The sequence below is a fragment of the Halomonas fontilapidosi genome, assembly GCF_014192285.1.
GTDB lineage: Bacteria > Pseudomonadota > Gammaproteobacteria > Pseudomonadales > Halomonadaceae > Halomonas > Halomonas fontilapidosi.
In genome coordinates this window covers 287,310-312,044 of record NZ_JACHXQ010000001.1, presented here as the reverse complement: position 1 = coordinate 312,044, position 24,735 = coordinate 287,310, and the positions used below count along the sequence as shown (strand labels likewise).

Sequence of the window (24,735 nt, the reverse complement as noted above, 5' to 3'; positions counted from 1 at the left end):
TGGCCGAAGCCGGCAGACCTTGTCGAGCGTCGACGAAAGGCATGCTTCGGCGCGGAAAATAGGGGGCAGATCCTGCCTGTTATCAGCGGGTCAGCGGTGTCGAGATCATAGAGGAAACTGTCGACAATGTTAAGTTGAGCCCGTGGTTGCGGCCTTGAACTTTGGTCGCCGGCAACCTCGGGCTGCCAGTCTGGCGTTCCCCGCGTTACCATGACGCTCTATCAACGCACGTTAACGTCAACGGGAGATGACATGGGGGAACGCATCACCTCGCCGTGCGTCGGTCTCTGCTCGACCACCCTGGGCGACCGGGTGTGCCGTGGCTGCCAGCGAATCGACAGCGAGATTCGCGACTGGCCGGGTCTGTCAGGCGCTCAGCGGGGCGCGCGCATGACCGAGCTGGACCGTCTGCGGGCCGAAGTCGCCGGGCGCTTTTTGGTGGTCACGGATCCCGAGAGCCTTGAGGCACAGCTGCGCCGTCACCGGATCCGCTTCCGTGACGAACAGCCGCCGCTCTCCCGCGCCGTGGAGCTGTTGCGGGTGGGCCGTGGTCGCATCCGCGACCTGGCGTGCTACGGACTGGCCGGTCGTGACGGCGAAGATGCCGCAACGCTCCATGCACGCATCAGCGCCGACCTGCTGCTCGCCGCTGAGCGGCGACAGACACGGCTCCACGATTCATCGACCTGATCACACTGGATTCATGATGCCCGTCACACCGACCCTCGAGACGACCGATTGCCAGGACCTGCTGCCGGCCGAGCTGCTCGCCTTCCTGCCCTGTACCACGCCGGATGCCTGGGTGGACTGGGCGCTGGCCAACCACGAACTATTGCTGATCGACCATGCCCAGTGCGAGAAGAAGGCCGCCTCTACCGCCATGAGCCTGCTCTACCGCTATGTGGACCAGCCGCTGCTGCTCACCAAGATGTCGCAGCTGGCCCGGGAAGAGCTGCTGCACTTCGAACAGGTCGTCAAGCTGATGGAGGCGCGGGGCATCGTCTATCGCCACATCAGTGCCTCGCGCTATGCCGAGGGGCTGCGCCGCCATGTGCGGGGACAGGAGCCGGAGCGGCTGGTCGACATCCTGATCATCGGCGCGCTGATCGAGGCCCGTAGCTGCGAGCGCTTTGCCCGCCTGATCCCCCATCTGGATGATGAACTTGCCAAGTTCTATCGCAGTCTGGTTAAGTCGGAAGGTCGCCATTTCGAGGATTACCTGATGCTGGCGCGCCGCCTGGCCCCGGTGCCCATCGATGCGCGTATCGCCTTTTTCTCAGATCGCGAGGCCGAGCTGGTCACCATGCCGGACACGGCCTTTCGTTTTCACAGCGGCGTGCCGGCCTGAGGCCATCACTTCCGCCACGCAGGAATGATCACCATGCGGGATGCTGCCGACGATCTACACGATAATGACCGGGACCACCTGGCACTCTTCGGCCACTTTTCATTGAGTCTGGGCGACGATGTCCTGACCCAGTTCAGTTACGACAAGGTCAAGGCGTTGCTGGTCTACCTGCTGCTCCACGAGCAGCCGGTCAGCCGCGCCACCCTGGCCGAACTGCTGTGGCCCGATCAGGGCCTGTCGTCCGGGCGCACCAACCTGCGTCACGCCTTGCACTGCCTGCGACAGTCACTGGGTGACGAAGCCGAGCGAGTGCTGTCGGTGTCGCGTCAGACCATTGCCTTCCGGCTGCCGGAGCACTGGCACTTCGACATGCATCGCCTGCAGGCACTGCTCGATGCCCCCGCCGACGTGGCGACGCTCGAGTCGGTGCTGGCCTGTTACCGCGGCGATCTCGCCGAGGAGCTGCATCTCTCGAGCTGTGCCGAGTACCAGCGCTGGCTGGTTCAGGTGCGCAACGAGTGGCGCCAACGGGTGATCCGCTTCGCCGAGAGCGTGCTGGAGCATCATGAGCCGCTGCCGGCTGGCGTGCTTGAGTCACTGGTCAGTCGCTTTTCCGGCTATGGCCCCTTTCATGAGCGCCTGGTGCGCCAGCTGGCCGAGCAAGGGCAGCTGGCGGCCGCCCACGAGCAGTACAACGCCTACCTGCAGCTGCTGGCGCTTTCTGGCCAGCAGCCCGAGCCTTCCTTCCTGCAACTGGCCCGCTACTGGTCCGACTCCCAGGCCGAGGCGGCACACCTCGGCCCGAGCGGGGCCTTCTCGCGTACCCTGGCCTTGGACAGTGCCCCGCTGCGCGAGGACGAGATCGAACAGCGCCAGCTTTCTGTGATGGCCATTCGCCTGCGGCTCAAGGCCGACCTCTCGGCTCGCGCCGATGCCCGCGCCAGCCTGGCATTGCAGGTTGAACTGATGCGCTGGCTCGAGCAGCAATGCCACCACCTCGGCGGCTTCTGGCTGCCTGGAGCAACCGGCGGCCTGGGCCTGGCCTGTTTCGGCACTCATGGGCCGGCACACCAGCTGGCCGAGCTGGTAGCGCTCTACGAGCACTGTCGCCGCGTGCTGCCCGACGAGTCCCAGCGCCACTGGAGTGGCGAAGGCGATCCGCCGCGCATCGAGCTGGCCGCCGGGCTGGACAGTGGTCGGGTGGTCTACCTGCCCGAGCGCCACCTGGTCGACCCGCTGGGCCAGGTGACACAAGGCTCCCTCGACCTGATGAGCGCTGCCGAGGGCAGCGAGCTGGTCATCTCACAGGATGCCAGCCAGCACATGCCCCCGGCCCTCGACCTCCAGCCGCGGCTCTCCACGCGGCTGGTGGCCAGTGACGGTCGTGTGCGCTTGCGGGCACTGGTTCTCGGCGCGAACGAGGGCGGTCGCGAGGCGCCTCCGCCCAGCCTGGTGGGACGCGAGGCCTCCCTGCGCACGCTGCGCGATGCCCTGGCCCGGGCTGGCATTGGCCTGCGGCAGAGCGTGCTGGTGCGGGGGCCCTCGGGGCTCGGCAAGTCGGCGTTGCTGGTGGGCTTTCGCCAGCTCGAGCAGAGCCGCGAGGCGGCGATCTGCTGGCAGCCGACGACTCGGCTCTCGGTCCAGGAGCCCTACGGGGTGGCCCGCCAGCTGCTGCGCTGGCACCAGGGAGGGCGCATCGATGTCGAGGCGCTATTGCAGTTGTTTGCCAGCGACGATGCCTCGGCCCCCGATGCCGACCACCGTCTGCTGCTGGAAGAGGCGCTCGGCGTACGCGAGCCTCGCGAAATTGCCGCGCTGGCGCAGAGCGGGGAGGCCGTCGAACTGGTCGTTGGGCTTGTCCATCGCTTGATCCGTGAGCTTTCCCGCGAGCGGACCCTGGTGTTGATGATCGATGACTTGCAATGGCTGGATGAGCCCTCCTTCAAGGTGCTGGCCGGCCTCCAGGCGCGGCTGCCGATCAACACCCCCTTCCTGCTGGTGGCCAGTCACCATGGTCGCGAGGCCTTGCCGGCAAAGCTCCACTGGGACCAGCAGATTTCCCTGGGGCGACTTGACGCCATGCAGTCCTCCCGCCTGCTCTCCCAGCTGGCACGCCGCTACCGCATCCATCTGAGCCCGCGGCTGCGCGGCCAGATCATCGAGCGCTGCGACGGCGTCCCGCTGTATCTCCAGGAGATATGCCGCCGAGTGGACATGGATCGGCGCGAAGGCCGCACTGTGCAGCTCGACGAACTACCGCGTGGGCTGCTGGGGCTGCTGGCCAGCCGCATCGACCAGCTCGACACCGACCGCGAGGTGGCCCACGTGGCAGCCGTTCTCGGCCGGCGTTTCCGCCTCGACTTCCTGGCCGAATGTAGTGGCTGGGAGATGGGCCGCCTGATGCCGGCCCTGGAGCAGATGCGCCGGCTGGAGATCATCGAACCGGCCGAGGGCGAAGAGGGAGAGCGCGAGTACCAGTTCACCCATCAGCTGCTGCAGGAAGCCGCCTATCTCTCTTGCCCGCGGGATGTGAGGGTGAGCATCCATCGTCAGGTGGTCAGCCTGATCGAGGAACACTTCCCCATGTGGATCAGCCGCCATCCCGGCGACTTCGCTACCCACCTGCGGCGCAGCGGCCACTATGCGCGCGGCGCGCGCTACTTTGAGCTGGCCGCCCGGGAAGCCCTCAAGGTCAGTGCCAATCGCACGGCGCTAAAGATGGCCGACTTCGGCCTGGCCAGCCTACGCCATGTCGAGGGCCAGGCCGAGCGCGAGATCAGCCTGCTCACCGTGCGTGGCCAGGCCGCCTTCGCCCTGGAGGGGCACGGCTCGCCTACTGCCCATGAGAGCTTCGTGCGAGCGCGAGAGCTTCTCGCCCAGGAGGAGGCATTCATGGACGATGGCGGGGACCTGGAGCAGGCGTTCCTGGTTCAGTGGGGACTCTGGGTGGGCTGCAGCCAGCGCCATGCGCATGCCGATGCGTTCTCGCTGGCCTCGCGCCTGGCCGGTCTCGCCGACCGCCTCGAGGATCCGCGCTACCGGCGGCTGGCCGACTTCGCTCGGGCCAGCTGCGAGTACTGGGCCGGGCGCATCTCCCAGGCGTATGACCACCTCGAGGAGATCGATCCGCTGACGGCGCCAATGATGATCGAATGGCTGCCGTTCTCCGACCATCCCCAGGTCGCGGCCGCCTGCTTCCAGGGCTGGACGCTCTGCCTGCGTGGCGACTACCAGCGCGCCGAGCGTCAGGTGGAGTCGGCCATCCGTCTGGCCGAGCGGATCGGACATCCCGGCAGCCTGGCCATGGCGCTGATGTACGCGGCGGCCCTCTATCGCCAGCTGGGGCATGTGCATCTGGCCACCATGCGCGCCGAGCGGGCGTTCGAGCTGACCGGTACGCCCGACCTGCACCTCTGGCAGGTGGCCTCGCGCAGCGTGCTGGGCTGGCAGCGGGCGCTGGCCGGCGACCGCGCCGGCCTGTCCCAGATCGAGTCGGCCCAGGAGGAACTGGCCGAGGTGACTGGTCGGGATCCCTATCAGCGCCCGGCGCTGTGGTACGTCGATGCCTGCCTGGCCCTGGGAGAGCTTTCCCGCGCCGAGAACTACCTTGACCAGTGCCTAATGATCGCCCGCGAGCGGACCACCCTCTTCGTTCCGGAGCTGGCCGTGCAGCTGGCGCGCGTTCGCCAGCGCCTGGGACACTCTCGCGACGAAGTCAGGAGTCTTGCCGAGCAGGCGCTGGTGCAGGCCCGAGACGATGGCAACCTCCACCAGCAGCTGGCGGCGCTCGAGCTCTGGCTGACCCTGATCGACGCCCGCGACGAGGGGTTACGGTCGGAGTTTCGCACCTTGCTGGGCGAGGTGAGTCACAGCGATGCGCCGGTGCTGATGCGCTGGCGGACGCTGCTCGACCGGCGCCTTTCCCATGCCGCGGATCTCTCCTCCTGAATCCCGACACGATTGCCCGCGGGAAACCATGAACCGCAGCGAACAACGGCGCCTCTTCGAGGCGCCGTTGCCGTCGGGGGAGGGGGTCAGGTGGCCACTTCCAGGGCCTCGATGCGCCTGAGGGCCTCGTCGCGTTGCGTGCCGCACAGCTCGGGGTCGTAGTCGAAGCGCGCGCACACCGCGGGGCGACGCGGGTCCCCGAACAGCCGGCAGAGATTGCCCTCATCGAGCTGCACGCAGCGCACCCCCGCCGGCTTGCCGTCGGGCATGCCGGGAATCGGCGAGCTGATAGAGGGCGCAATGCAGCAGGCGCCACACCCGGGACGGCAGCTGTCCTCTGAGGGTGCGTTCCTGTCGGTCATGGGCAGGCCTTGGCGGCGACGCCCTTGTCATTGTTCCCGGACGTCTGCTTGCGGTGATGCATCAGTGTTCTCCGGCGAGCGAGTCAATCGAGTCAGTGGGCCGCTGCAGATAATCGAGGGGATCGGTAGTGTCGTTGGCAGCGAACGCGGCCAGGCGCTCGCGACAGCTGCCGCAGCGTCCGCAGGCAAGTTCCTCCCCCCGGTAGCAGGTCCAGGTGTCGGCGTAGTCGAGCCCCATGGCCAGCCCCTCCGCGAGGATCTCCGCCTTGCCGGCGTGGAGGTAGGGCGTGTGGATCTCGACGGCCTGGAAGTTGGCGATACCGGCCACGGCGTTCATCGCCTCGACGAACGCGGGGCGGCAGTCCGGATAGAGCACGTGGTCGCCGCCGTGGGCGCCGTAGTCGACCCGTCCGGCGCCGATGTTGACCGCCTTGGCGATGGCCAGCGAGAGCAGGATCATGTTGCGGTTGGGCACCACGGTGGCCGTGAGGGTGCCCTCCGCGTAGTCGCCCTCGGGCAGCTCGCGGCGGGCGTCGGTGAGCGCCGAGGCGTTGATCAGCCCATGGATCGCGCGGATGTCCACCACCTGGTGGGGAACGCCGAGCTTGCGGCAGACGCGCGCGGCCACCTCGAGCTCGCGGGCGTGGCGCTGGCCGTAGTCGAAGGAGAGGGCGTGGACCTCGCGCCGCTCGCGCAGGGCCCGGTGCAGCACGGTATAGGAGTCCATGCCGCCGGAGTAGATCACCACGGTGGCAGGCGTAGAAGCGTCGTTCATGGCGTGAGCTCTGGTCGGAGAATTTGTCGGGCCGCTTGCGCGGCGATCCGGGGTCCGGTCCGGAAACGGCCACAGTCTACGTGACCTGCCGGCCCCGGGGGAACTCCAGTCTCCGGCGCTCGGCGCTCGGCGCTCGGCGCTCGGCCCTTGTCCTGCTATAATCGCGCCCCCCTCACACCCTGCGCCGTCGTGCGCCATCGTCCTGACAACGGTGACCTCCTATGCAAGCCCCAGAACTGCTCTCCCCCGCGGGAACGTTCAAGAACATGCGCTACGCCTTCGCCTATGGCGCGGATGCGGTCTATGCCGGCCAGCCGCGCTACTCGCTGCGCGTTCGCAACAACGACTTCAAGATCGACAACCTGCACCGGGGCATCGCCTATGCCCACGAGCGGGGCAAGCAGTTCTATGTGGCGTCGAATATCGCGCCGCATAACAGCAAGCTGAAGACCTACCTGCGCGACATGGAGCCGGTGATCGAGGCCGGGCCGGATGCGCTGATCATGTCCGACCCGGGCCTGATCATGATGATCCGCGAGCGCTGGCCGAATCAGCCGATCCACCTGTCGGTGCAGTCCAACGTGGTCAACTGGGCGGCGGCCCGATTCTGGCAGCAGCAGGGCATCAGCCGCATTATCCTGTCGCGTGAGCTGTCGCTTGCCGAGATCGCCGAGATCCGCGCCGAGTGTCCCGATCTCGAGATAGAGACGTTCGTGCACGGCGCGCTGTGCATCGCCTATTCGGGGCGTTGCCTGCTCTCCGGCTACTTCAATCACCGCGACCCCAACCAGGGCACCTGTACCAACGCCTGCCGCTGGAAGTACAACACCGTGGCGGCCGCTCGGGACGAGACCGGCGACCTGATGCCGGCCAACTCGGCCCGCGCCCATGCGGGGAGCGGTATCTGGACCCCCGGTGACGATGGACAGCCGGGGCTGATCGCCTCCGGCGGCGGCAGCGCCCAGCCCGTAGAACCGGTGGCGAGCACTGCCACTGCGGGTGGCGTGGAGGGCCAGGACGAGCTCTCGGCGCTGATCGAGGATCGTACCCGCCCCGGCGAGCTGATGCCGGTGTTCGAGGACGAGCACGGCACCTACATCATGAACTCCAAGGACCTGCGCGCCGTGCAGCATGTCCCGCGGCTCACCGAGATGGGCGTCACCTCGCTGAAAATCGAGGGGCGTACCAAGTCGCACTACTACGTGGCGCGCACCGCCCAGGTCTACCGCCGGGCGATCGACGATGCCGTGGCCGGCCGGCCCTTTGACATGCGCCTGATGGACGAGCTCGATAATCTGGCCAACCGCGGCTATACGGAGGGGTTCTATCGCCGTCACGTCCATGATGAGTACCAGAACTACGAGCAGGGCAATTCCGTGGGCGTGCACCAGCAGTTCGTCGGCGAAGTCATCGGCTACGACCCGGACCGCGGCGTGCTGGAAGTCGACGTCAAGAACCGCTTCGAGGTGAACGACTCCATGGAGCTGATGCTGCCCGGTGGCAACCGACGCTTCGTGCTCGAGCATATCGAGAACCGGCGCGGCGAGTCCGTTGGCGCAGCCCCGGGGTCGGGCCACGTGGTGCGCATCCCGGTGCCGGGGGAGGCCATCGCGCCGGAGCGGGTCGAGTTCGCGCTGCTGATGCGCGATCTATGAGCACAGGCCGGCTGGACATCCAGGGTTGCCGGCGACATTGTGGACATCGATTGACTGTCGAACAGGGAGCGGCATGGCCACCATCGAACACAGCGCGATTCTCAATGCACCGCCTGAACGGGTCTTTGCCCTGCTCGAGCGGGTCGAGGACTTTGCCGACTACTCCGATCTGATCAAGGCCATCGAGCCGCTGGGCAAGGATCGCTATCGCTGGCATGTCCACGCGGTGGGTATGGACTGGACGTTCGACGTGGCGATCACTGAGTCGAGGCCGCCGGAGGTGCTGGCCTGGGAGTCGTTGGACGGAGTGCACAACCAGGGGTGTTATCGTCTTACGCCGGTGCCCGAGGGGACGAAGGTGGCGCTGACCCTGACCTATGTCATTCGTAATCGACTGCTGGAGAAGGCCGTCAACCGGGCGGCGCGACCCCTGGTCGGCAAGGTCAGCCAGCAGATCCTGGAGCGGGTCGAAGCTCGGCTATAACATCTTGGAACCAGGATCGCTTGGATCATACGCCGTTCGCACCCGCCAGCTTGGCGGGTGCGACGGTCGACGCTAGCTCTTGCGCAGCGAGGTGTCGAGGTGGTCGACCACCTCGGCCCAGTCGGCATCTTCATCGAGGGCTTCGCGCAGGAACTCCGCCTGGCCCTCATTCCAGCAGGGCGCCTCGTGCAGAGGGATATCCTCGGGAAGGGGGGCATGGCGCTCGATAAAGCGCTTGATCGAGGCGGGATCAGAAGCGAGCCCCAACTGCTCGAAGAGTTCGGTGAAGGGATGGTCGGGGTGTTCCATGGCGTATCTCCTGCTGTCCTGTCGAAGTACCCCCACCTTAGCGATTTCAGGCGTGTCTCGCTTGATGTTCGTCAACGCTGCTTCCGACGCCTCACCGCTCGCCGGCGAGCGGTGTCAGAAAGCGCTCGCGCCGCTCGCTCTCCGCAAGCGGCAGGGCGAGCAGGTGGAGCAGCTTGGTGAAGGTCGCCTCTGGCGTCATGTCATCGGCCGCGAGCACCCCTGCATCGGCCAGGCCCTGTCCGGCGGCGTAGCTAGCGAAGGCCACCGGGCCGTGGGGACACTGGCTGAGCGCTGCGACAAGCTTGCCCTCGCCGCTGGCGCGGGCCAGCGCCCCGGCCAGTGCCGGACTGTCGGGCAGGTTGCCGCCACCCCATACCTCCAGCACCGCCCCCTTGACCCGGTCGTCGCGTAACCAGGCTTCCAGCTGCCAGGCCTGGATGCCCGGCCACAGCGCCAGGCGGACCACGCCACCGGCTGCCAGCGGGGCATAGTCCGGCAGCTCGAAGCGCGGCGCCCCGCGTTGGGAATCCGCCAGGCCACGTCCCGGATAAAGTACCACCGTGTCGTCGAGGCGCTCGCCGAGCAGCGGCTGGTTGGGGCTTTCGAAGGCCGCGGCCTCTTGGGTCTGCCATTTGCGGGTGCGACAGCCACGCAGCAGCCGCCCGCCGAAGCAGATCGCCACTTCCTGGAGGTGGGGCGTGGCGGCGAAGCGCAGAGCGTCCTCGATGTTGCCGGCGGCATCACTGCCGTCGGCCTCGAGAGGGCGCATGGCCCCGGTGAGGATGACCGGGCGATCGATCCCCTGTAACTGGAAGGCCAGGCTCGAGGCCGTCCAGGCGAGGGTATCGGTGCCATGCAAGATGATGATTCCGGCATACTGCCGGTGGTGGCTTGCCACCAGGGCGGCGAGTCGCTGCCAGTCGCCGGGCGTGGCACTGCTGGAGTCGATGGGCCGGTCGGTCTCAAGCACCGTGAAGGCGGGCAGACTCGCCTGGCGGGCCGGGGGCAGGGTGGCCAGTGCTTGACGCAGGCGGACCTCGATATCATGGCCCGGCACTAGTCCCTGGGGACCTGGCACCATGCCGAGGGTTCCGCCGGTGTAGATCACCAGCATGGTAGCATCGAGGTCGGGTCCGGCGGTCATGGGGGCTCCTGGCGGGTCGGGCGGTCGGGGGCCTATGATACGGCCGGCGCGGCGCCAGGCAAGCCTCGGTGTGAGGCGTTAAGGTCAGGTGTCGTCACGAACCGGCGCGCCATCGACGAGAGCCTCGCTCGGATGGGTCACGATGCGCTCCCCGGCGTCGAGCCCGTCGAGGACCTGGCTTGCAAGCCCGCTCTGGCGGCCGATCTTCAGGTGGCGAAGTCGGGCGTGGCCCGCCTCGGTCACGAAGGCCGCCCAGCGGCCATCGTGGCGGAACAACGCGCTGGTGGGCACCTGCAGCACGTCGTCGTCCTGCCAGATCAGGAATTCCACCTCGACCCGGAAGCCGCTGCCGAGCCCCAGGGCGGCGGGATCGGTATCGGGGGCGAAATCGACGATCACCGGCACTCGCTGCTCGTCGACGCCCAGCGCCGAGGTGCGGGTGAAGCCGGCGGGCTCGATGCGTCGCACTCTGCCGTCGAGCACAGGACCGCCCCAGCCGGTGATACGCACCGCCATGCCCGGGCGCAGGCGCACCGCGTCCATGGAGAGCAGGTCGACGCGGATCTCCATGTCCGCCAGGCGGCCGATCTCCAGTATCGGCTGGCCCGCGTCCACCGTCCCCTCGCAGCAGCGGAAGCGCTCGAGCACCACGCCGGCCACCGGGGCGGCGAGCTCGAGCGTCGGCTGATCCGCGGGGCTGCGCTGGCCGCTGGTCACCGCCAGCACCGCCTGTGCGCTCTCCACCTCGAAGCGTGCCGCCTCGACGCTCGAGGCGGCCGCGCGTTCCAGGGCGCGTTGGCGATCGCGCAGGCTCTCGCGATGCTCCAGGTCGGCGGTCGAGACCAGGTTGCGCTCGTGAAGCCGACGATAGCGCTGGTACTCGGCCTCGGCGAAGCGCCGCTCGGCCCGGGCGGTTTCCAGGTTGGCCTCGGCGGCTTGGAGGCGGGCCCGGGCGGCCTGCAGGGCATCCTCGGCCTGCTCGCGGCTGCGGGCATCCAGGGCGGGGGCCGGGCTTGGCTCGAGACGAAACAGCACCTGGCCCTGGTCGACCTGGTCGCCCACCTCCAGCATCACGCGACGCAGGTAGCCGGTGATTGGCGCTGTGACGTGCCAGGTGTCGCGAAGGCGGGTTCGCCCCTCCTCGTTGATCGCATCCTCGAAAGGCGCGCGCGCCACCGTGGCGGTGGTTACGCTGATTGGGGCCGGCCGCAGGGCCCAGATCAGCAGGCTCAGCGCGGCGAGAGCGGCCAGGCCCCACAGCAGGCGGCGCGGGGTGAAGATTTTGAAGAGCGAGGCGCGAGGCATGACGGACTCCAGGGCAAGCAATGATGTCGGGCGGGCTCATTCCGGTGCCTTGAGCACGGCGACCTGATCCAGGCGCCAGAGGCGGCGGAGCATCAGCAGTCCCACCAGTCCTGAGGCCAAGATCACGCCGAGGGCCGAGAGGCCGAAGATGCGCGGCGTGAAGAGCAGCGGAATACGAAACAGGTCGCTGCTGAAGCCCTCGCTGAGCAGGGCGCAGAAACCCGCGCCGAAGGCCCAGCCGGGCAGGATGGCCAGCGCCCCCAACAGGGCAATCTCCCCCAGCAGTATTCGCGAGACCTCGGCGCGGGTGTAGCCCAGCACCAGCAGGGTGGCCAGTTCCCGGGCGCGCTCGGCGAAGCTGATCCGGGCATTGTTGTATATCACTCCGAAGGCGATCGAGCCGGCCAGGCTGACGAACACCAGGGCGAAGACCTGCAGGGTTTCGTCCAGGTAGCGGCGCACGCCGCGCTCGGCCTCGTCCATCACTCCGATGCTTGCCACTGCCGGCAGTTCGTCCAGGGCGGTGATCAGTGCCTCGCGATGGTCCGCGTCAATCAGCAGCCAGGCCCCGCCGATGGCGGGGCCCTCACGCATCAGGCGATTGAGCCGTTCGCGACGCAGGTAGGCGCCGACCCCGACCGGCTCGTCGACCAGGGCAGCCACGGGCAGCGATGCGTGGCGGCGATGGCCCTCCATGATCGCCACTTCCAAGAGATCGCCGACCTCGACTCCCAGCCACTCGCCGAGGTAGCGGGTTAGCACCAGGCCCTCGGCGGGCAGCGGTCGCGCGGTGCCCGCCGCGTCGACGATCGGGCGCAGGCGCGGTATGGCCTCGAGTCCCAGCAGGGCAGTGCGATACTGTCGGTGGCCGTGAATCAGCGTGGCGGGAACGCGGCGCCAGGGCTCCACGACCAGCACGCCGGGCAGGTGGCGAAGCTCACCCAGGGCCCGTTGTGGGGTCGGGTTGTTGAAGGTCAGCTCGATGTCCATGCGCAATATCTCCCGGTACTGGCGGTCGAGCATGCGGTCGAGTGCCTCGATCTGCCAGGCGCCCATCATCAGCAGACCCGCCGAGAGGGCGATGCCGGTCACCGACAGGGCCGTCTTGGCCGGCTGCCGGCCAAGATGGCGCAGCACGATACGCCCTTCGCTGCCAAGTGCATGGCGGAGCGGCGAGCGCTCGAGCCAGGTGCGTCGGAAGCGCCGTGGTGCCGGCGGGCGCATTGCCTCGGCGGGCGGCGCGCTGACCGCCTGCCAGACCGCCCGCCCGGCGCCGGCCAGCGCCGACAAGCCGGCCAGCAGCAGCGAGAGGCCAAGCGCCCAGAGCGGGATCGGGAAGCGCATCTCGGGGAAGCGAAAATACTCGGCGTAGAGGCCGGCCATCCACCGTGCACTCCAGGCACCGAGACCCACGCCCAGGGCCCAGCCCAGCAGCACGATCAGTAGGGCGAGCCCGGCATAGTGGCGCGCCAGCTCGCTGTCGCGATAGCCGAAGGCCTTGAGCAGTGCGATCTGCCGGCGCTGGGTGCCGATCAGGCGCGTCATCACCACATGAAGCAGGAAGACCGAGACCAGCAGGAAGACCGTTGGCAGGATCGTGGCCTGGGCGCGCTGTTGATCGAGCTCCTCCTCGAGGAAGCGATGCGACGGCTGGTCGTGTCGGGTGCGGGCACCGGTGCCGCCGTAGCGGGCGAGAGCCACGTCCAGGGCGTCGATGACGCCTTCCCGGTCGGCCCCCGCCTGAAGGGTCAGCGAGAGCTGGTTGAAGGCGCCTTCCATGCCGTAGGCGTCGGCCAAGGACGTCTGGTTCATCCAGAGGATGGCGTAGCGCCGGTAGTCGGGGACCAGGTCGGTAGGGCCGGCCTGGTAGAGAAATTCGGGGCTCAGGGCGATGCCGCTCAGCGTCAGGCGGGTGCGGCGGCCATCGATGATTGCCTCGACGTGGTCGCCCGGAACGAGCCCGTGGGCCGCGGCGAAGGCGTCGCTGGCTACCACCTGATCCTCGCGCCCGGCCATTGGCAACTGGCCAGCCAGCAGGTGCAGGCGGTTGAGGGTCGGCTGGCGACCGTCGGGAATCGACACCAGCTGGCCACGTACCGGGTCGGTGAAGTCCGATACCGTCAGTCGCACCGGGCCCCCCACGCGCGCCTCGATGAGGTTGACCCCGGGCAGGCGCTGCAGGCGCCCGACGAGGCTCAGGGGAGCGCGGGTGATGTCGGCGAACACCTCGGCGAAGTGGTGGCTGGCATAGAAGCGGGCTTGGGCCCGGGTCAGCGCGTCGAGCATCGTCACCGCGAGGATCAGGGTCATCACCCCGCCGCCGATCACCACGGCGATGGCCAGCGCCTGCCCCTTCAGTCGCCCGAGGTCGCGTAGCTGCTTGCGCCGCAGGGCTCTCAGGGGCTCACCACTGAAGCTCGCTGGCGCGTCGACGCCGCGTCGGTACCGTGATCCCCTCCACGCGGCCGTCGCGCAGGTGTATCACCCGGTCGGCCATCTCGCCGATCACCGCATTGTGGGTGATGATCGCCATAGTGGTGTCCGACTCACGATTGAGGGTCTCGATCACCTCCAGTACCCGAATGCCGGTGTGCGAGTCCAGCGCGCCGGTCGGCTCGTCGCAGAGCAGCAGCGAGGGGCGCTTGGCGATGGCCCGGGCGATGGCCACCCGCTGCTGTTCGCCGCCGGAGAGCTGGGAGGGAAAGTGGTCGAGCCGGCCCTCGAGGCCGACCCGGGAAAGGGCCGCTTCGGGCGTTAGCGGGTCGCGGCTGATGTCGGTGACCATAGCCACGTTCTCCCGGGCGGTGAGGCTGGCGATCAGGTTGTAGAATTGGAACACGAAACCCACGTGATGGCGCCGGTAGGTCGTCAACTGGCGCTGTGAGGCGTGGGTCAGGTCACTGTCGCCGTAGTGGACGGTGCCGGATGAGGCGCGGTCCAGGCCGCCGAGAATATTGAGCAGGGTCGACTTGCCGGAACCCGAGGCACCGAGCATCACGATGAGCTCGCTGCGATGCAGCTCCAGGTCGACGCCGCGCAGCGCCTGGATGGTGACCTCGCCCATGCGATAGTGTCGGGTCAGTCCCCGGGTCGCCAGCACTACGTCCCTGTCGTTCTCCATCCGCCTCGCTCCCACCGTCTCTCGACTGGAGTCTAGCGGGTGACCAGACGTCCCGCGTCGTCGACCTCCAGGCGTCGGTTGCGGCCGGCGAGCAGGGCGAAGCCCATGCTGAAGGCGATGATGCCCAGCAGGACCCATGTCAGGGTCGTCAGGCCCACCTCCAACTGCAGCATTACGCCAACGGCCAGCGGTCCCATGGCGGCCAGGGTGTAGCCACCGCCCTGGACCAGCCCCGAGAGTTTGCCGGCCAGACGAGAGGTGGCGGTGCGCAGTACGATCAGCGTCAGGGCAAGGCTGAAGCCGCCGCCCTGGCCGAGACCCAGCAGCACCACGCCGGGCCAGCGCCAGATCGCCGGCGCCTGCAACAGCAGCCAGAAGCCGGCGGCGACCAGGCCCAGCACGATCAGCAGGGCGGGACGCTGGTCACTGCCCAGGCGAGCCAGCCAGGGCGCCGAGAGGGCCGAGAGCAGCTGCACCATCACCGAGGTGCCCATCAGCCAGCCGGCCTCGGCCTCGCTGAAGCCGCGGGCCACCAGCAGCGTGGGCAGCCAGCCGAAGACGATGTAGGCCAGCGACGACTGGCTACCCATGAACAGCATGACCTGCCAGGCCAGCGGCTGGCTCAGCAGCTCGCGAGTGGACCCGCCACCGCCAGGCAGGGCCGCGGTGGCGTCATGGCGGGGCATCAGGATCTGCCAGGCGACCAGCGCCACCAGTGCCACCAGCGACCAGCTGGCCAGCCCGGCCGGCCAGCCGCCCAAGTGGTCGGCCAGGGGAATGCTGAGGCCCGCGCCCAGCGCGCCGCCGAGGCACAGGGCCATGGTATAGACGCCGGTCATCAGATCGGCCCCCGCCGGTAGTTCGCGCTTGACCAGGGCCGGCAGCAGGGTGCCGGCCACGCCAATGGCGGCCCCCACCATCAGGGTGCCGCCGAACAGGGCGATGACGGCCGGCACGCCACGCACCAGCAGGCCGCTCGCCAGCAATAGCAGCGCAGCGGCCAGGGTGTTCTCGGGGCCGAAGCGTTTGGCCAGCCAGGGGGCCAGCGGGGCGAAGATCCCCAGGCAGAGCACCGGCAGGGTGGTCAGGGCGCCGATGGCCAGTGCCGAGAGCCCGGTATCCTGCTGGATGCGGGTGAGCACCGGCGCCAGGCTGGAGAGAGCCGGGCGCAGGTTGAGACCCACCAGCACCATCAGGCCGATGAACAGCGCCAACCGCTGGGCGTCGGGCCGAGAGGCCTCAGTGCCGATTGTCGTCATCTCGCGGCTCGCGTCGGGTCGCCGGCTTGGGAGGATGCGCCGGGTCGTGCTGCTGGGTGATCGCGGGCTGGGGTTCGAGTTCGTTGTCCGGGCGAAACGTCACCTCGCCGGTCGGTGGCGGGGTCACCGCACCGGCGCGCCCGCGTATGCCCGAGACATCCTCGCTGCTGACCAGGCCTGGCCCGCCAGGGCTGATGACCTGCTGGGCGACCAGTCTGCCGTCGAAGCTCCAGCAGCGCTGGGGTACCTGGGAGACACGCCAAAGACGGCCCTGCCAGTAGGCCTGATCATCGTCGGTCAGCGTCAGTTCGTTCAGCGGCACCAGCGCGGCGAACAGCCGCGCGTTGAGCACCAGTCCGCCGCCGGCCAAGCGCACTGCTCCCCGGAACTCCCCCCGTGCCAGGGCCTCGAGCATGGTCTTGCGCTTGTCCTGGCTCTCGAGGGTGCCGTGGCCGCAGAGGTGGATCAGGTTCTCGTCGACCTGCTTGACGACCCAAACGTCGACGGGGGGCTTGCCGAACAGTTTCTTCAGCATGCCGCGGTCATCGCATGTGGCGACGCAGGTCGCCGCGGACCGTATCGAGCAGGGTGATGAAGCGGGTGTCGTGATCGGCGTCGATGCGGTCGACCCGTACGACACTGCTCATGCCACGGTCGATATTCAGCTGGTCGAAGATCTCCAGCGTGACCTTCTCGGCCGGCTGGCTGCCGGGTTCGATGCGGCCTTCCTCGAGGGTGAAGGTCGTCAATAGAGTGGCGCGCACGCGCGTGGAGCCGCCCTCCGCCAATACGCGGCGCACGAACAGCCAGCCCTCGCAGGCCAGCGCCGTATCGCCGTGGTCGCGCAGAAAAAGGGTGCGATAGCTGGCGCCATCACTGGCGCCCTTGGCGGCCATGCTGCGGTAGGCCTCGGTCATGCGCGTCGCCGAGACCTTCGATTCTTCAAGTCGTTGGCGGGCAGCGTGGTGTTCACGGTCCAGCCGGGCCTGCTGCTGGAAGGTCAGCCAGCGCCGATAGCTACTGACGAGATTCTTGTCATCCATGGAAGCGTCCTGCCTTGGATGGTGAAAGGAGGATAGTGAAGGGGATGTGGCCACCAGCGAGCTACATTCGCACATTCCGATGCAGCTCGCCAGTCGGGGCGTCAGGCCTGCTGAGAGCCCGAGCGACCGCCGCGCCGACGACGCGGCGCGCGAGCCTCGTCGCTGCCGCGACGCTGGCCGGCCGTCTGACTCTGGCGTCGTTGGCCTTGACCGCCGTTGCGGCCACCGCCGCCCGAACGCTTGCCGCGGCCGTTCTCGATAGGCTCGGGCTTGGCATTGGGATCGGGCTCGAAGCCAGGCTCGATGCGCTTCTCGAGGTCACGCTTGATCAACCGCTCGATACCCTTGAGCAGGCCATGCTCGTCGACGCAGACCAGCGAAACGGCCTGGCCCTCGCTGCCGGCCCGGCCGGTGCGGCCGATACGGTGGACATAGTCCTCGGCGACGTTGGGCAACTCGAAGTTGACCACGTGGGGCAGCTCTTCGATATCGAGGCCGCGGGCCGCGATATCGGTGGCCACCAGTACCTGCAAGTCGCCGGTCTTGAAGGCGGCCAACGCCTTGGTGCGGGCCGACTGGCTCTTGTTGCCATGGATCGCCATGGCCGGAATGTCCTGCTTGGAGAGCTGCTCGGCAAGACGGTTGGCGCCGTGCTTGGTGCGCGTGAAGACCAGCACCTGCTGCCAGTCGTGGGCGGTGATCAGATGGGCCAGCAAGTCACGTTTCTTCTCGCGGTCGACGCGGTAGATCGCCTGGTCGACCAGTTCGGCGGTAGTATTGCGGCGCGCGACCTCGATCATCACCGGGTCATCGAGCAGCTTGCCGGCCAGTGCCTGGATCTCGTTCGAGAAGGTCGCCGAGAACAGCAGGTTCTGGCGCTTGTCGGGCAGAACGCGCAGGATCTTCTTGATGTCGTGGATGAAGCCCATGTCGAGCATGCGGTCGGCTTCGTCGAGTACCAGGATCTCGACCTTCGAAAGGTCAACGTGCTGCTGCTGATGAAGGTCCAGCAGGCGACCGGGGGTGGCGATCAGCACGTCGAGACCGCCGCGCAGGGCATCGACCTGCGGCTGCTGGCCGACGCCGCCGAAGATCACGTGGGAGCGCAGGGTCAGGTGGCGGCCGTAATCCGCCACGCTCTCGCCTACCTGGGCGGCGAGCTCGCGGGTCGGGGTCAGCACCAAGGCACGGACCTGGCGCTTGGCAGGAAGCGGGCCGCCGGCCAGACGCTGGAGCATGGGCAGGGTGAAGCCGGCGGTCTTGCCGGTACCGGTCTGGGCACTGGCCAGCAGGTCACCGCCCTTGAGCACGGCAGGAATGGCCTTGAGCTGGATCGGGGTCGGGGTGGTGTAGCCTTGTGCCTCGACGGCACGCAGCAGTTCGGCACGCAGGCCGAGGTCGGAAAAGGTCATGCGGTCTCCGCAGAGACGCCTTGCTCGCGCCGCGTCGATGGTCGACGTGGTCAGTCCCGGGCCAAGGCGTGTAAAAGGAATCTGGCGCGGCAGGAGGGACCAGCGATCGCCGCGTGTGCGGATTATGCCATAGCGCGCGGCTTAACGCAGCCGTCTGATTTGCGTGGCGATCTCGTCGGCCACCCGGTCCCAGCTGCGGCCCAGGGCACGTACCAGGGCGGGATAGCCGTCCTGCGCCAGTTCGACCTCTGCCGCGAAGGGGGCCATGCCCAACAGCTCACCTTCCCCGTCACGCAGCTGCCACTGGCCTGCGGCCAGGGCCCGACCGTCGAAGCGGCCGTGGAAGTGATCCACCTCCAGGTGCAGTATCGCGGTTGCATTCCTGCGGCTGTCGGTATCGTCGCGCATGACCCGGGTATCGGGCAGGCGGGCGGCCAGTCGAGCACGCAGACCGCGCTCGAGTTGCAGGCCGAGCGGTTCCGCCCACTGGTGGCGGTTGGCCTCGTTGAGGGTGATATCGTCGAGCTGCAGCACCAGGCCGTCGACGTCCAGAAAGCGAGCCAGCCGGGGCTGGACGATGACCAGCCGATGCGAGGCGTCGGCTCCGGCGATATCAGCAGGCTGACGGTCGGCGTCCGCGGGCAGGGTGTACTGGCTCGGCGCGGGACCGCCGCTCGCGCAGCCGCTCAGCCACAGCAGCAGAACGACGGCGATCGAGGCCTTGATTGACGTCATGGCGTGCTCCCTCCGGATGGGCGTTGCGGTGCCCTGGGCAGCGGGTCCTCGGCGTCCAAGCTGTCGAAGAGCAGGGCGCTGGGGTTCTCGCGCAGGGTGCGGGCGGTGGGTTGCAGGTCTCGCAATAGCCGCTCGAGCTGCTGCAGCGTGCGAGTGAAGTCGGCATAGGCGGCGGAATTCGGTGAGACCCCCTCGAGGGTGGTACGCAGCTCCTTCAGCGTCTGGTTGAGGTTGCCGGGGCGCTCCTGGGTGCCGGGGTCGTCGACCAGGCTGCGCACGCTGGCGGTGAGTGCGCGAACTTCGGCAAGCATGGCTTCGGACGTCGCCAGATTGCGCTCGAGTCCGTCCAGCAGCGGCTCGACCTGCAGGCCGTTGAGCTTGTCGAGCAGCGCCGTGACCTGGGCCTCGATCTGGGCGAAGCCGCCCGAGGTGGTGGGGAAGACGGCACGCTCGGCAAAGGTCTCCTCGACATACTCGCCGGCCTGGTCGCGCTGGAAGTTGAGATCGACGAACATCATGCCGGTGATCAGATTGCCGGTCTTGAGGGAGGCGCGCAGGCCCAGGTTGAAGAGGCGTTCGAAGCGCTTGCGCCACTCCTCGATATCGAGTGTCTGGGCGTCGATGCCCAGGCGCTGGGGCTCGATGCGAATCAGCACCGGAATGGCGAAGCTTGTACGCGAACCTGGCTGGGGAGCGGTAAAGTTCCAGGGGACGGCGGCGACGGTGCCGATGCGCACACCGCGGAACTCCACCGGTGCCCCTCGGTTCAGGTCGCGCACGGAGTCCTCCACCAGCAATACGTACTCCAGGTAACGGTTGAAGGTTCCCTGGCGCGCGCTGTCTTCATCCGAATAGAGCTCGAAGGTGGTGTTCGCCGCGACGGGTTGGCCCTGCATCAGATCCTCGGGCACGCCGAAGGTTACGCCGCCACCGAGTAACACCTCCAGGGATTCCAGGTTGGCGCGAAAGCCCTCCGAGTCCAGGCGCAGGTCGAAGCCGCTGGCGGTCCAGAAGCGGGTGTTGTCGGTCACCAGGGTGTGGTAGGGGCTCTCGATGAAGATGCGGTGATCCATGCGACGCGTCTCGACATCGAAATTGGCCTCCTCGACCCGGCCGACAATAAGCCCCTGGTAGGTGACCGGGTCGCCCACGTTCAGCGAGTTACCCAGTTGGCTGACCAGGTTGACGCGCAGGCCCTCCGCGCCGGCCGGCGAGACCGGCGGCTGGTCGCTGACCTCGAATTCGCGGGCGTCGACCCCGCTCTGGCCCGGCTCTAGCTGGATATAGGCGCCGGAGAGCACCGTATTCAGGCCGCTGATGCCCTCGCGCCCGATGCGCGGCTTGACCACCCAGAAGCGACTGTCCTCGGCCAGCATGGCGTCGGTATCGGGGCGCATGCGCGCGGTGATCACCGCCTGGGAAAGGTCGTCTGAGAGTTGGACCTGCTCGACCCGGCCGACCTCGACGTTGCGTGTCTTGATCAGGGTGCTGCCGGCCTCGATGCCCTCGGCACTGTTCATCACCAGGGTGATCTGCGGGCCACGACTGCGGTAGTTGTCGTAGACCAGCCAGGCGCCGATCAGGATGGCCACCACGGGGACGATCCAGATCGGCGAGAGCCGTGCCTGGGGGGTGGCACGGGCGCGGTGGCTGTCCCTGGCGGGCGCGTCGTGGGTCTCGGTCATCGCGGGCTTCCTTGTGCGGAGTGTGACTCACGTGGCAGGGGTGGGTCCCAGAGCAGTCTCGGGTCGAAGGTCATGGCGGCGAGCATGGTGCTGACCACCACGGCGCCGAAGGCCAGGGCGGCGGGTCCCGGGGTGATCGACATCAGCGCGCCGGCGCGGATCAAGGCCACCAGGATGGCCACCACGAAGACATCGACCATCGACCAGCGGCCGATGAATTCAGTCAGGCGGTAGAGACGGGTTCGGGTCACGGCGCTGAGCTCATCGCTGCGCTTGGCCACCAGGCACAGCCACGCCAGGGCGACCAGCTTGCCCACCGGGACGATCACGCTGGCCACGAAGATCACCACCGCGATCGGCCAGGAGCCCATCTGGATCAGCTCCACGACCCCGCCGATGATGGTGGAGGGGCTGGCATCGCCCAGGCTGGTGGTGGTCATGATCGGATAGAGGTTGGCTGGCAGGTACATCACCGCGGCGGCAGCGAGCAGCGCCCAGGTGCGCTGCAGGCTGTGAGGCAGGCGGGCATGCAGGGGCTCGCTGCAGCGTCGGCAGCGACCGTGGCCGTCGCCGTCCAGGCGGTTGACCAGCCCGCAGGTGGCGCACCCGGCCAGCCCCTGGGGCGCGGCGGGCGCGCCGGTGCGGGCTCCTTCCGGGGCGAGGGGTTCGCCGGCCAGCGAAAACCACATCCAGTCGGCGTCCAGTGACTGGGTGGTGAACAGCAGCAGCAGGGCGAAGGCACAGAAGGCCCAGAAGGCGATACCCAGCTCGATCTGAGCCATGCCGGCGACCTTGATCAGGCTCACCAGGGCTCCGACTATAAAGACGTCGGCCATCATCCAGGGGTGAAGGTGGGATAGTGAACGGGCGATGCTGCGGCTGGCCGGCAGCGGTTCCTGGCGCAGCAGGCCGAGTTGCAGCCAGATCACCCCGGCCAGGTAGACGGCGGGCAGCACGGCGATGGTCAGCAGGACGGCGATGGCCACCAGCGGCTGGTCGAAGCCGATCAGGGTGGTGGCGGTCTGGGAAAGCTCGATGCGGTTGCCGATACCGCTGACGGTGAAGCTGACGAACGGGAAGGAGACCGCCAGTGCCATGGCCACCAGGGCGGCTACGGCCAGCGCCATGCTGCGCTGCGCCGGCCGGTGATGGCGGCTGGCCAGGGTATGACCGCAGCGCGGACATTCGGCCTTCTCTCCGGCGTGCAGCGGCGGCAGCGCTACCAGCCAGTCGCACTCATGACAGGCTCGCAGCCGTCGGCGTGAGGTACGCGTCTCCGGTGGCAAGCGATCCACCAAGGGTTCTCCCCGAGGCAGGGTGGGGGCGCGAATGGTGAGCCTGGGCACCGCGATGGGGTCTCCTCGAGCCGAAACATGGCGAAAAGTCAGTGTGGCACGTTGACGAAAGCGACACCATATACAAGCATGCGGTCCTGAATATTCCCGAGGAAACGACATGTTACTTCCCGCCTTGGCGGTTCTGGCAGGCCTTGTCCTGCTGGTGTGGAGCGCCGAGCGCTTCGTTGATGGGGCCGCGGCAACGTCCGCTCGGCTAGGGCTTTCACCGCTGCTGATCGGCATGCTGGTCATCGGTTTCGGCACCTCGGCGCCGGAGCTGGTGGTCTCCGCCCTGGCCGCCGGGCAGGGCAACCCCGGCCTGGCACTGGGCAATGCCTATGGCTCCAACATTGCCAATATGGGCCTGATCCTGGGGCTGGTGGCACTCATCTCACCACTGGCGGTGAACTCCGGGGTCGTGCGTCGCGAGTTGCCGGTGCTGGGCGGCGTCACGCTGCTCTCCGCGCTGCTGCTCTGGGGCGGGGTGGTCAGTCGCCTCGAGGCGCTGCTGCTGCTGGGGCTGCTGGCCGTCTTCATTGGCGGCTCCATCTACATGGCACTCCGCAACGGCAGTGATCCCCTTTCCAGCGATACCGAGGAGAGTCTGGCCATTCATGCGATGTCGCTCAAGGCGGGCCTCGTCTGGACGGGTATTGGCCTGGTGTTGCTGGTGGTGAGTTCACGCCTTCTGGTGTGGGGCGCGGTAGCCATTGCCCAGAGCTTTGGCGTCAGCGACCTGGTCATCGGCTTGACGGTGGTGGCGGTGGGGACGTCGTTGCCGGAGCTGGCTTCCTCGATCAGTGCCCTGCGGCGCCGCGAGCACGACCTGGTGCTGGGCAACGTGGTGGGCTCCAATCTCTTCAACACCCTGGGCGTGGTGGGTCTGGCCGCGGTGATCGCGCCGATCGAGGCGGGTCGCGAGGTGCTGCTGCGTGACTGGAGCCTGATGATGGCCATGACGGTGATGATGGCGGTCTTTGCCATGGGCTGGCGGGGCCGCGAGGGTCGCATCAACCGGGTCGAGGGGGCAGCGCTTTTGGCGATGTTCCTGGGCTATACCACCTATATGGTGAGCATGGTCGTGCGGGCCGGCATGGGCGGCTGAGCGCGCGTCCGCTCATGGCGCTGCGACACTGCGACACAGCGCACGAGGTGGCCTTGGTCATCTCCCGGATGCAAGATGGAAACCGTGCCCGGAGTAGATCGATTTGGCCTGACGTTATGAAACATCACGACGGCATTGCCATCAGACTGGTCTAGGCTGGGCATGGGTGAGGAGAAATGCGGCAAGGCGCCATGAGCATGGCTGCCCCAAGCACAAGAGCACCGACGAGTGCCGAGCGCATCCCTTGACGACGCTGTTCCGCGGAGCCATGCCTCCGCCGCCATCAGGAGTGCGTTATGGAACTGGATCCCCTGCTGCTGTCGCGACTGCAGTTCGCCTTCGTGGTCGCCTTTCACGCCATCTTTCCGGTGTTTACCATCGGTCTGGCCTCCTATATCGCCCTGCTCAACGGCCTTTTCTTCAAGACCGAGAACCCGGCCTGGGACCGCCTGGCGCTGTTCTGGACCAAGGTCTTTGCCGTGGTGTTCGGCATGGGCGTGGTATCGGGCATTGTCATGTCCTTCCAGTTCGGCACCAACTGGAGCAACTTCTCGCACGCCGCATCGAACTTCCTCGGCCCGGTGCTGAGCTACGAGGTGGTCACGGCCTTCTTCCTCGAAGCGGCCTTCCTCGGGGTGCTGCTGTTCGGGCGTGGCAAGGTTCCCCAGGGGGTGCATCTCTTCGCCGCCATCATGGTGGCCACCGGGACCTTCATTTCCTCGTTCTGGATTCTCTCGGCCAATAGCTGGATGCAGACCCCGGCCGGCGTCGAGTTGATCGATGGTCGCTTCCACGTCACCGACTGGAGCGAGGCGATCTTCAATCCCTCCTTCTGGTATCGCTTCTGGCACATGGTGCTGGCCTCCTTCCTGACGGGCGGCTTCGTGGTGGCCGGGGTCAGCGCCTGGTACCTGCTCATCCGCCGCGACGTCGAGGCCAATCGCAAGGCCCTCTCCATGTGCCTGTGGCTGCTGCTGGTGCTGACGCCTGCCCAGGCCGTGCTGGGGGACTTCCACGGTCTCAACACCCTGGAGCACCAGCCGACCAAGGTGGCCGCCATGGAAGGCAACTGGGAACGCAGCAGCAACGTGCCGCTGCTGCTCTTCGCCTTGCCTGACCAGGAGGCTCAGGAGAATCGCTTCGAGGTCGGTATTCCGAACCTTGCCAGCCTGATCCTCACCCACCACGCCGACGGCGAGGTGCCCGGGGTCAGCGAGGTGCCGCCCGAGGAGCAACCGCCGGTCTGGCTGGTGTTCTGGTCCTTCCGGGTGATGGTGGGCATCGGCCTTGCCATGATCGCCGTTTCCCTGGCAGGGCTCTGGCTGCGCCGCGGTGGGCGGCTCTATGAGCATCGCGGCTTCCTGCAGCTGATGCGGGTGATGACGGTGACGCCCTTCATTGCGGTGCTCGCGGGTTGGTTCGTCACCGAAACCGGCCGTGCGCCGTGGCTGGTCTACGGCATGATGACCCATGCCGAGGGGCTGACGCCGTCGCTCACCGGCGGCATGGCCTTGTTTACCCTGATCGGCTACATCGGCGTCTATGCGGTGGTGTTCTGGGCCGGCGTCTATTACCTGACGCGGGTGGTGCGTCAGGGCATGCTGCCCGACGCGCCCCATGACCATGAGGTCGAACGCCCCAAGCGTCCGCTCTCGGCCGCGCATGTGCCCTTCGATGACGCCTCTCGCCAACCGGGAAGGAGCTGAGC

At 67.7% G+C, this 24,735-nt stretch carries 21 protein-coding genes; 7 read left to right on the top strand and 14 right to left on the bottom strand.

The window, feature by feature from the left end; all coding sequences use genetic code 11:
• The first annotated feature begins 252 nt into the window (after positions 1-252).
• The 3 genes from FHR95_RS01475 to FHR95_RS01465 are packed head-to-tail and all read left to right on the top strand — an operon-like array spanning position 253 to position 5,296.
• The gene (locus FHR95_RS01475) at positions 253-690 is read left to right on the top strand and encodes a DUF1289 domain-containing protein (protein WP_183313089.1); all 438 of its coding nucleotides are present in this window, start codon (positions 253-255) and stop codon (positions 688-690) included.
• A gap of 16 nt (positions 691-706) precedes the next feature.
• Positions 707-1,348: a MiaE family protein gene (locus FHR95_RS01470; protein WP_183313088.1), complete on the top strand. Its 642-nt coding sequence runs from the start codon at positions 707-709 to the stop codon at positions 1,346-1,348.
• Between the two features lie 33 nt (positions 1,349-1,381).
• The gene (locus FHR95_RS01465) at positions 1,382-5,296 is read left to right on the top strand and encodes an ATP-binding protein (RefSeq protein ID WP_183313087.1); all 3,915 of its coding nucleotides are present in this window, start codon (positions 1,382-1,384) and stop codon (positions 5,294-5,296) included.
• Positions 5,297-5,382: 86 nt separating this feature from the next.
• Here the strand turns inward: FHR95_RS01465 and FHR95_RS01460 are convergent, their stop codons facing one another.
• Together FHR95_RS01460 and queC are read right to left on the bottom strand one after the other, a co-directional pair.
• Positions 5,383-5,658: a YkgJ family cysteine cluster protein gene (locus tag FHR95_RS01460; RefSeq protein ID WP_183313086.1), complete on the bottom strand. Its 276-nt coding sequence runs from the start codon at positions 5,656-5,658 to the stop codon at positions 5,383-5,385.
• A gap of 61 nt (positions 5,659-5,719) precedes the next feature.
• The gene (gene queC / locus FHR95_RS01455) at positions 5,720-6,433 is read right to left on the bottom strand and encodes a 7-cyano-7-deazaguanine synthase QueC (RefSeq protein ID WP_183313085.1); all 714 of its coding nucleotides are present in this window, start codon (positions 6,431-6,433) and stop codon (positions 5,720-5,722) included.
• A gap of 221 nt (positions 6,434-6,654) precedes the next feature.
• Here queC and trhP point away from each other — a divergent pair, with 221 nt between their 5' ends.
• A complete protein-coding gene (gene trhP / locus FHR95_RS01450) occupies positions 6,655-8,088 on the top strand; it encodes a prephenate-dependent tRNA uridine(34) hydroxylase TrhP (RefSeq protein ID WP_183313084.1) in 1,434 nt (477 codons plus the stop codon).
• Between the two features lie 73 nt (positions 8,089-8,161).
• On the top strand, positions 8,162-8,572 hold the full coding sequence (locus FHR95_RS01445) for an SRPBCC family protein (RefSeq protein WP_040186421.1): 411 nt from the start codon (positions 8,162-8,164) through the stop codon (positions 8,570-8,572).
• A gap of 72 nt (positions 8,573-8,644) precedes the next feature.
• Here FHR95_RS01445 and FHR95_RS01440 read toward each other — a convergent pair whose 3' ends face one another.
• The 12 genes from FHR95_RS01440 to FHR95_RS01385 all read right to left on the bottom strand — a co-directional run bounded on the left by FHR95_RS01440 (position 8,645) and on the right by FHR95_RS01385 (position 21,931).
• A complete protein-coding gene (locus tag FHR95_RS01440) occupies positions 8,645-8,881 on the bottom strand; it encodes a DUF2789 domain-containing protein (protein ID WP_040186424.1) in 237 nt (78 codons plus the stop codon).
• A gap of 91 nt (positions 8,882-8,972) precedes the next feature.
• Positions 8,973-10,025, bottom strand: a complete 1,053-nt coding sequence (locus tag FHR95_RS01435; RefSeq protein ID WP_183313083.1) for an asparaginase — start codon at positions 10,023-10,025, stop codon at positions 8,973-8,975.
• Between the two features lie 84 nt (positions 10,026-10,109).
• On the bottom strand, positions 10,110-11,330 hold the full coding sequence (locus tag FHR95_RS01430; protein WP_052448788.1) for an efflux RND transporter periplasmic adaptor subunit: 1,221 nt from the start codon (positions 11,328-11,330) through the stop codon (positions 10,110-10,112).
• Between the two features lie 36 nt (positions 11,331-11,366).
• Positions 11,367-13,640, bottom strand: coding sequence for an ABC transporter permease (locus FHR95_RS01425; RefSeq protein ID WP_246378293.1), 2,274 nt, complete (start codon positions 13,638-13,640; stop codon positions 11,367-11,369).
• Between the two features lie 94 nt (positions 13,641-13,734).
• A complete protein-coding gene (locus FHR95_RS01420) occupies positions 13,735-14,451 on the bottom strand; it encodes an ABC transporter ATP-binding protein (RefSeq protein WP_183313082.1) in 717 nt (238 codons plus the stop codon).
• A gap of 32 nt (positions 14,452-14,483) precedes the next feature.
• Complete coding sequence (locus tag FHR95_RS01415; protein ID WP_246378292.1) at positions 14,484-15,710, bottom strand: MFS transporter; 1,227 nt, start codon at positions 15,708-15,710, stop codon at positions 14,484-14,486.
• Entirely contained in the window at positions 15,691-16,245 is a 555-nt protein-coding gene (locus FHR95_RS01410) for a hypothetical protein (RefSeq protein ID WP_183313081.1), read from the bottom strand. The genes FHR95_RS01415 and FHR95_RS01410 overlap by 20 nt, the downstream gene beginning before the upstream one ends.
• A gap of 7 nt (positions 16,246-16,252) precedes the next feature.
• Entirely contained in the window at positions 16,253-16,753 is a 501-nt protein-coding gene (locus FHR95_RS01405) for a hypothetical protein (RefSeq protein WP_040186486.1), read from the bottom strand.
• A gap of 101 nt (positions 16,754-16,854) precedes the next feature.
• Positions 16,855-18,165, bottom strand: a complete 1,311-nt coding sequence (locus FHR95_RS01400; protein WP_183313080.1) for a DEAD/DEAH box helicase — start codon at positions 18,163-18,165, stop codon at positions 16,855-16,857.
• A gap of 141 nt (positions 18,166-18,306) precedes the next feature.
• On the bottom strand, positions 18,307-18,900 hold the full coding sequence (locus tag FHR95_RS01395) for a PqiC family protein (protein WP_040186488.1): 594 nt from the start codon (positions 18,898-18,900) through the stop codon (positions 18,307-18,309).
• Complete coding sequence (gene pqiB, locus FHR95_RS01390; RefSeq protein WP_183313079.1) at positions 18,897-20,585, bottom strand: intermembrane transport protein PqiB; 1,689 nt, start codon at positions 20,583-20,585, stop codon at positions 18,897-18,899. The genes FHR95_RS01395 and pqiB overlap by 4 nt, the downstream gene beginning before the upstream one ends.
• On the bottom strand, positions 20,582-21,931 hold the full coding sequence (locus FHR95_RS01385) for a PqiA/YebS family transporter subunit (RefSeq protein ID WP_343065153.1): 1,350 nt from the start codon (positions 21,929-21,931) through the stop codon (positions 20,582-20,584). Before FHR95_RS01385 ends, pqiB begins: the two co-directional genes overlap by 4 nt.
• Positions 21,932-22,040: 109 nt before the next feature.
• Here FHR95_RS01385 and FHR95_RS01380 point away from each other — a divergent pair, with 109 nt between their 5' ends.
• Both FHR95_RS01380 and FHR95_RS01375 read left to right on the top strand, forming a co-directional pair.
• Entirely contained in the window at positions 22,041-23,027 is a 987-nt protein-coding gene (locus FHR95_RS01380) for a calcium/sodium antiporter (RefSeq protein ID WP_183313077.1), read from the top strand.
• A gap of 296 nt (positions 23,028-23,323) precedes the next feature.
• Entirely contained in the window at positions 23,324-24,733 is a 1,410-nt protein-coding gene (locus FHR95_RS01375) for a cytochrome ubiquinol oxidase subunit I (protein ID WP_183313076.1), read from the top strand.
• The last annotated feature ends 2 nt before the right edge of the window (positions 24,734-24,735 follow it).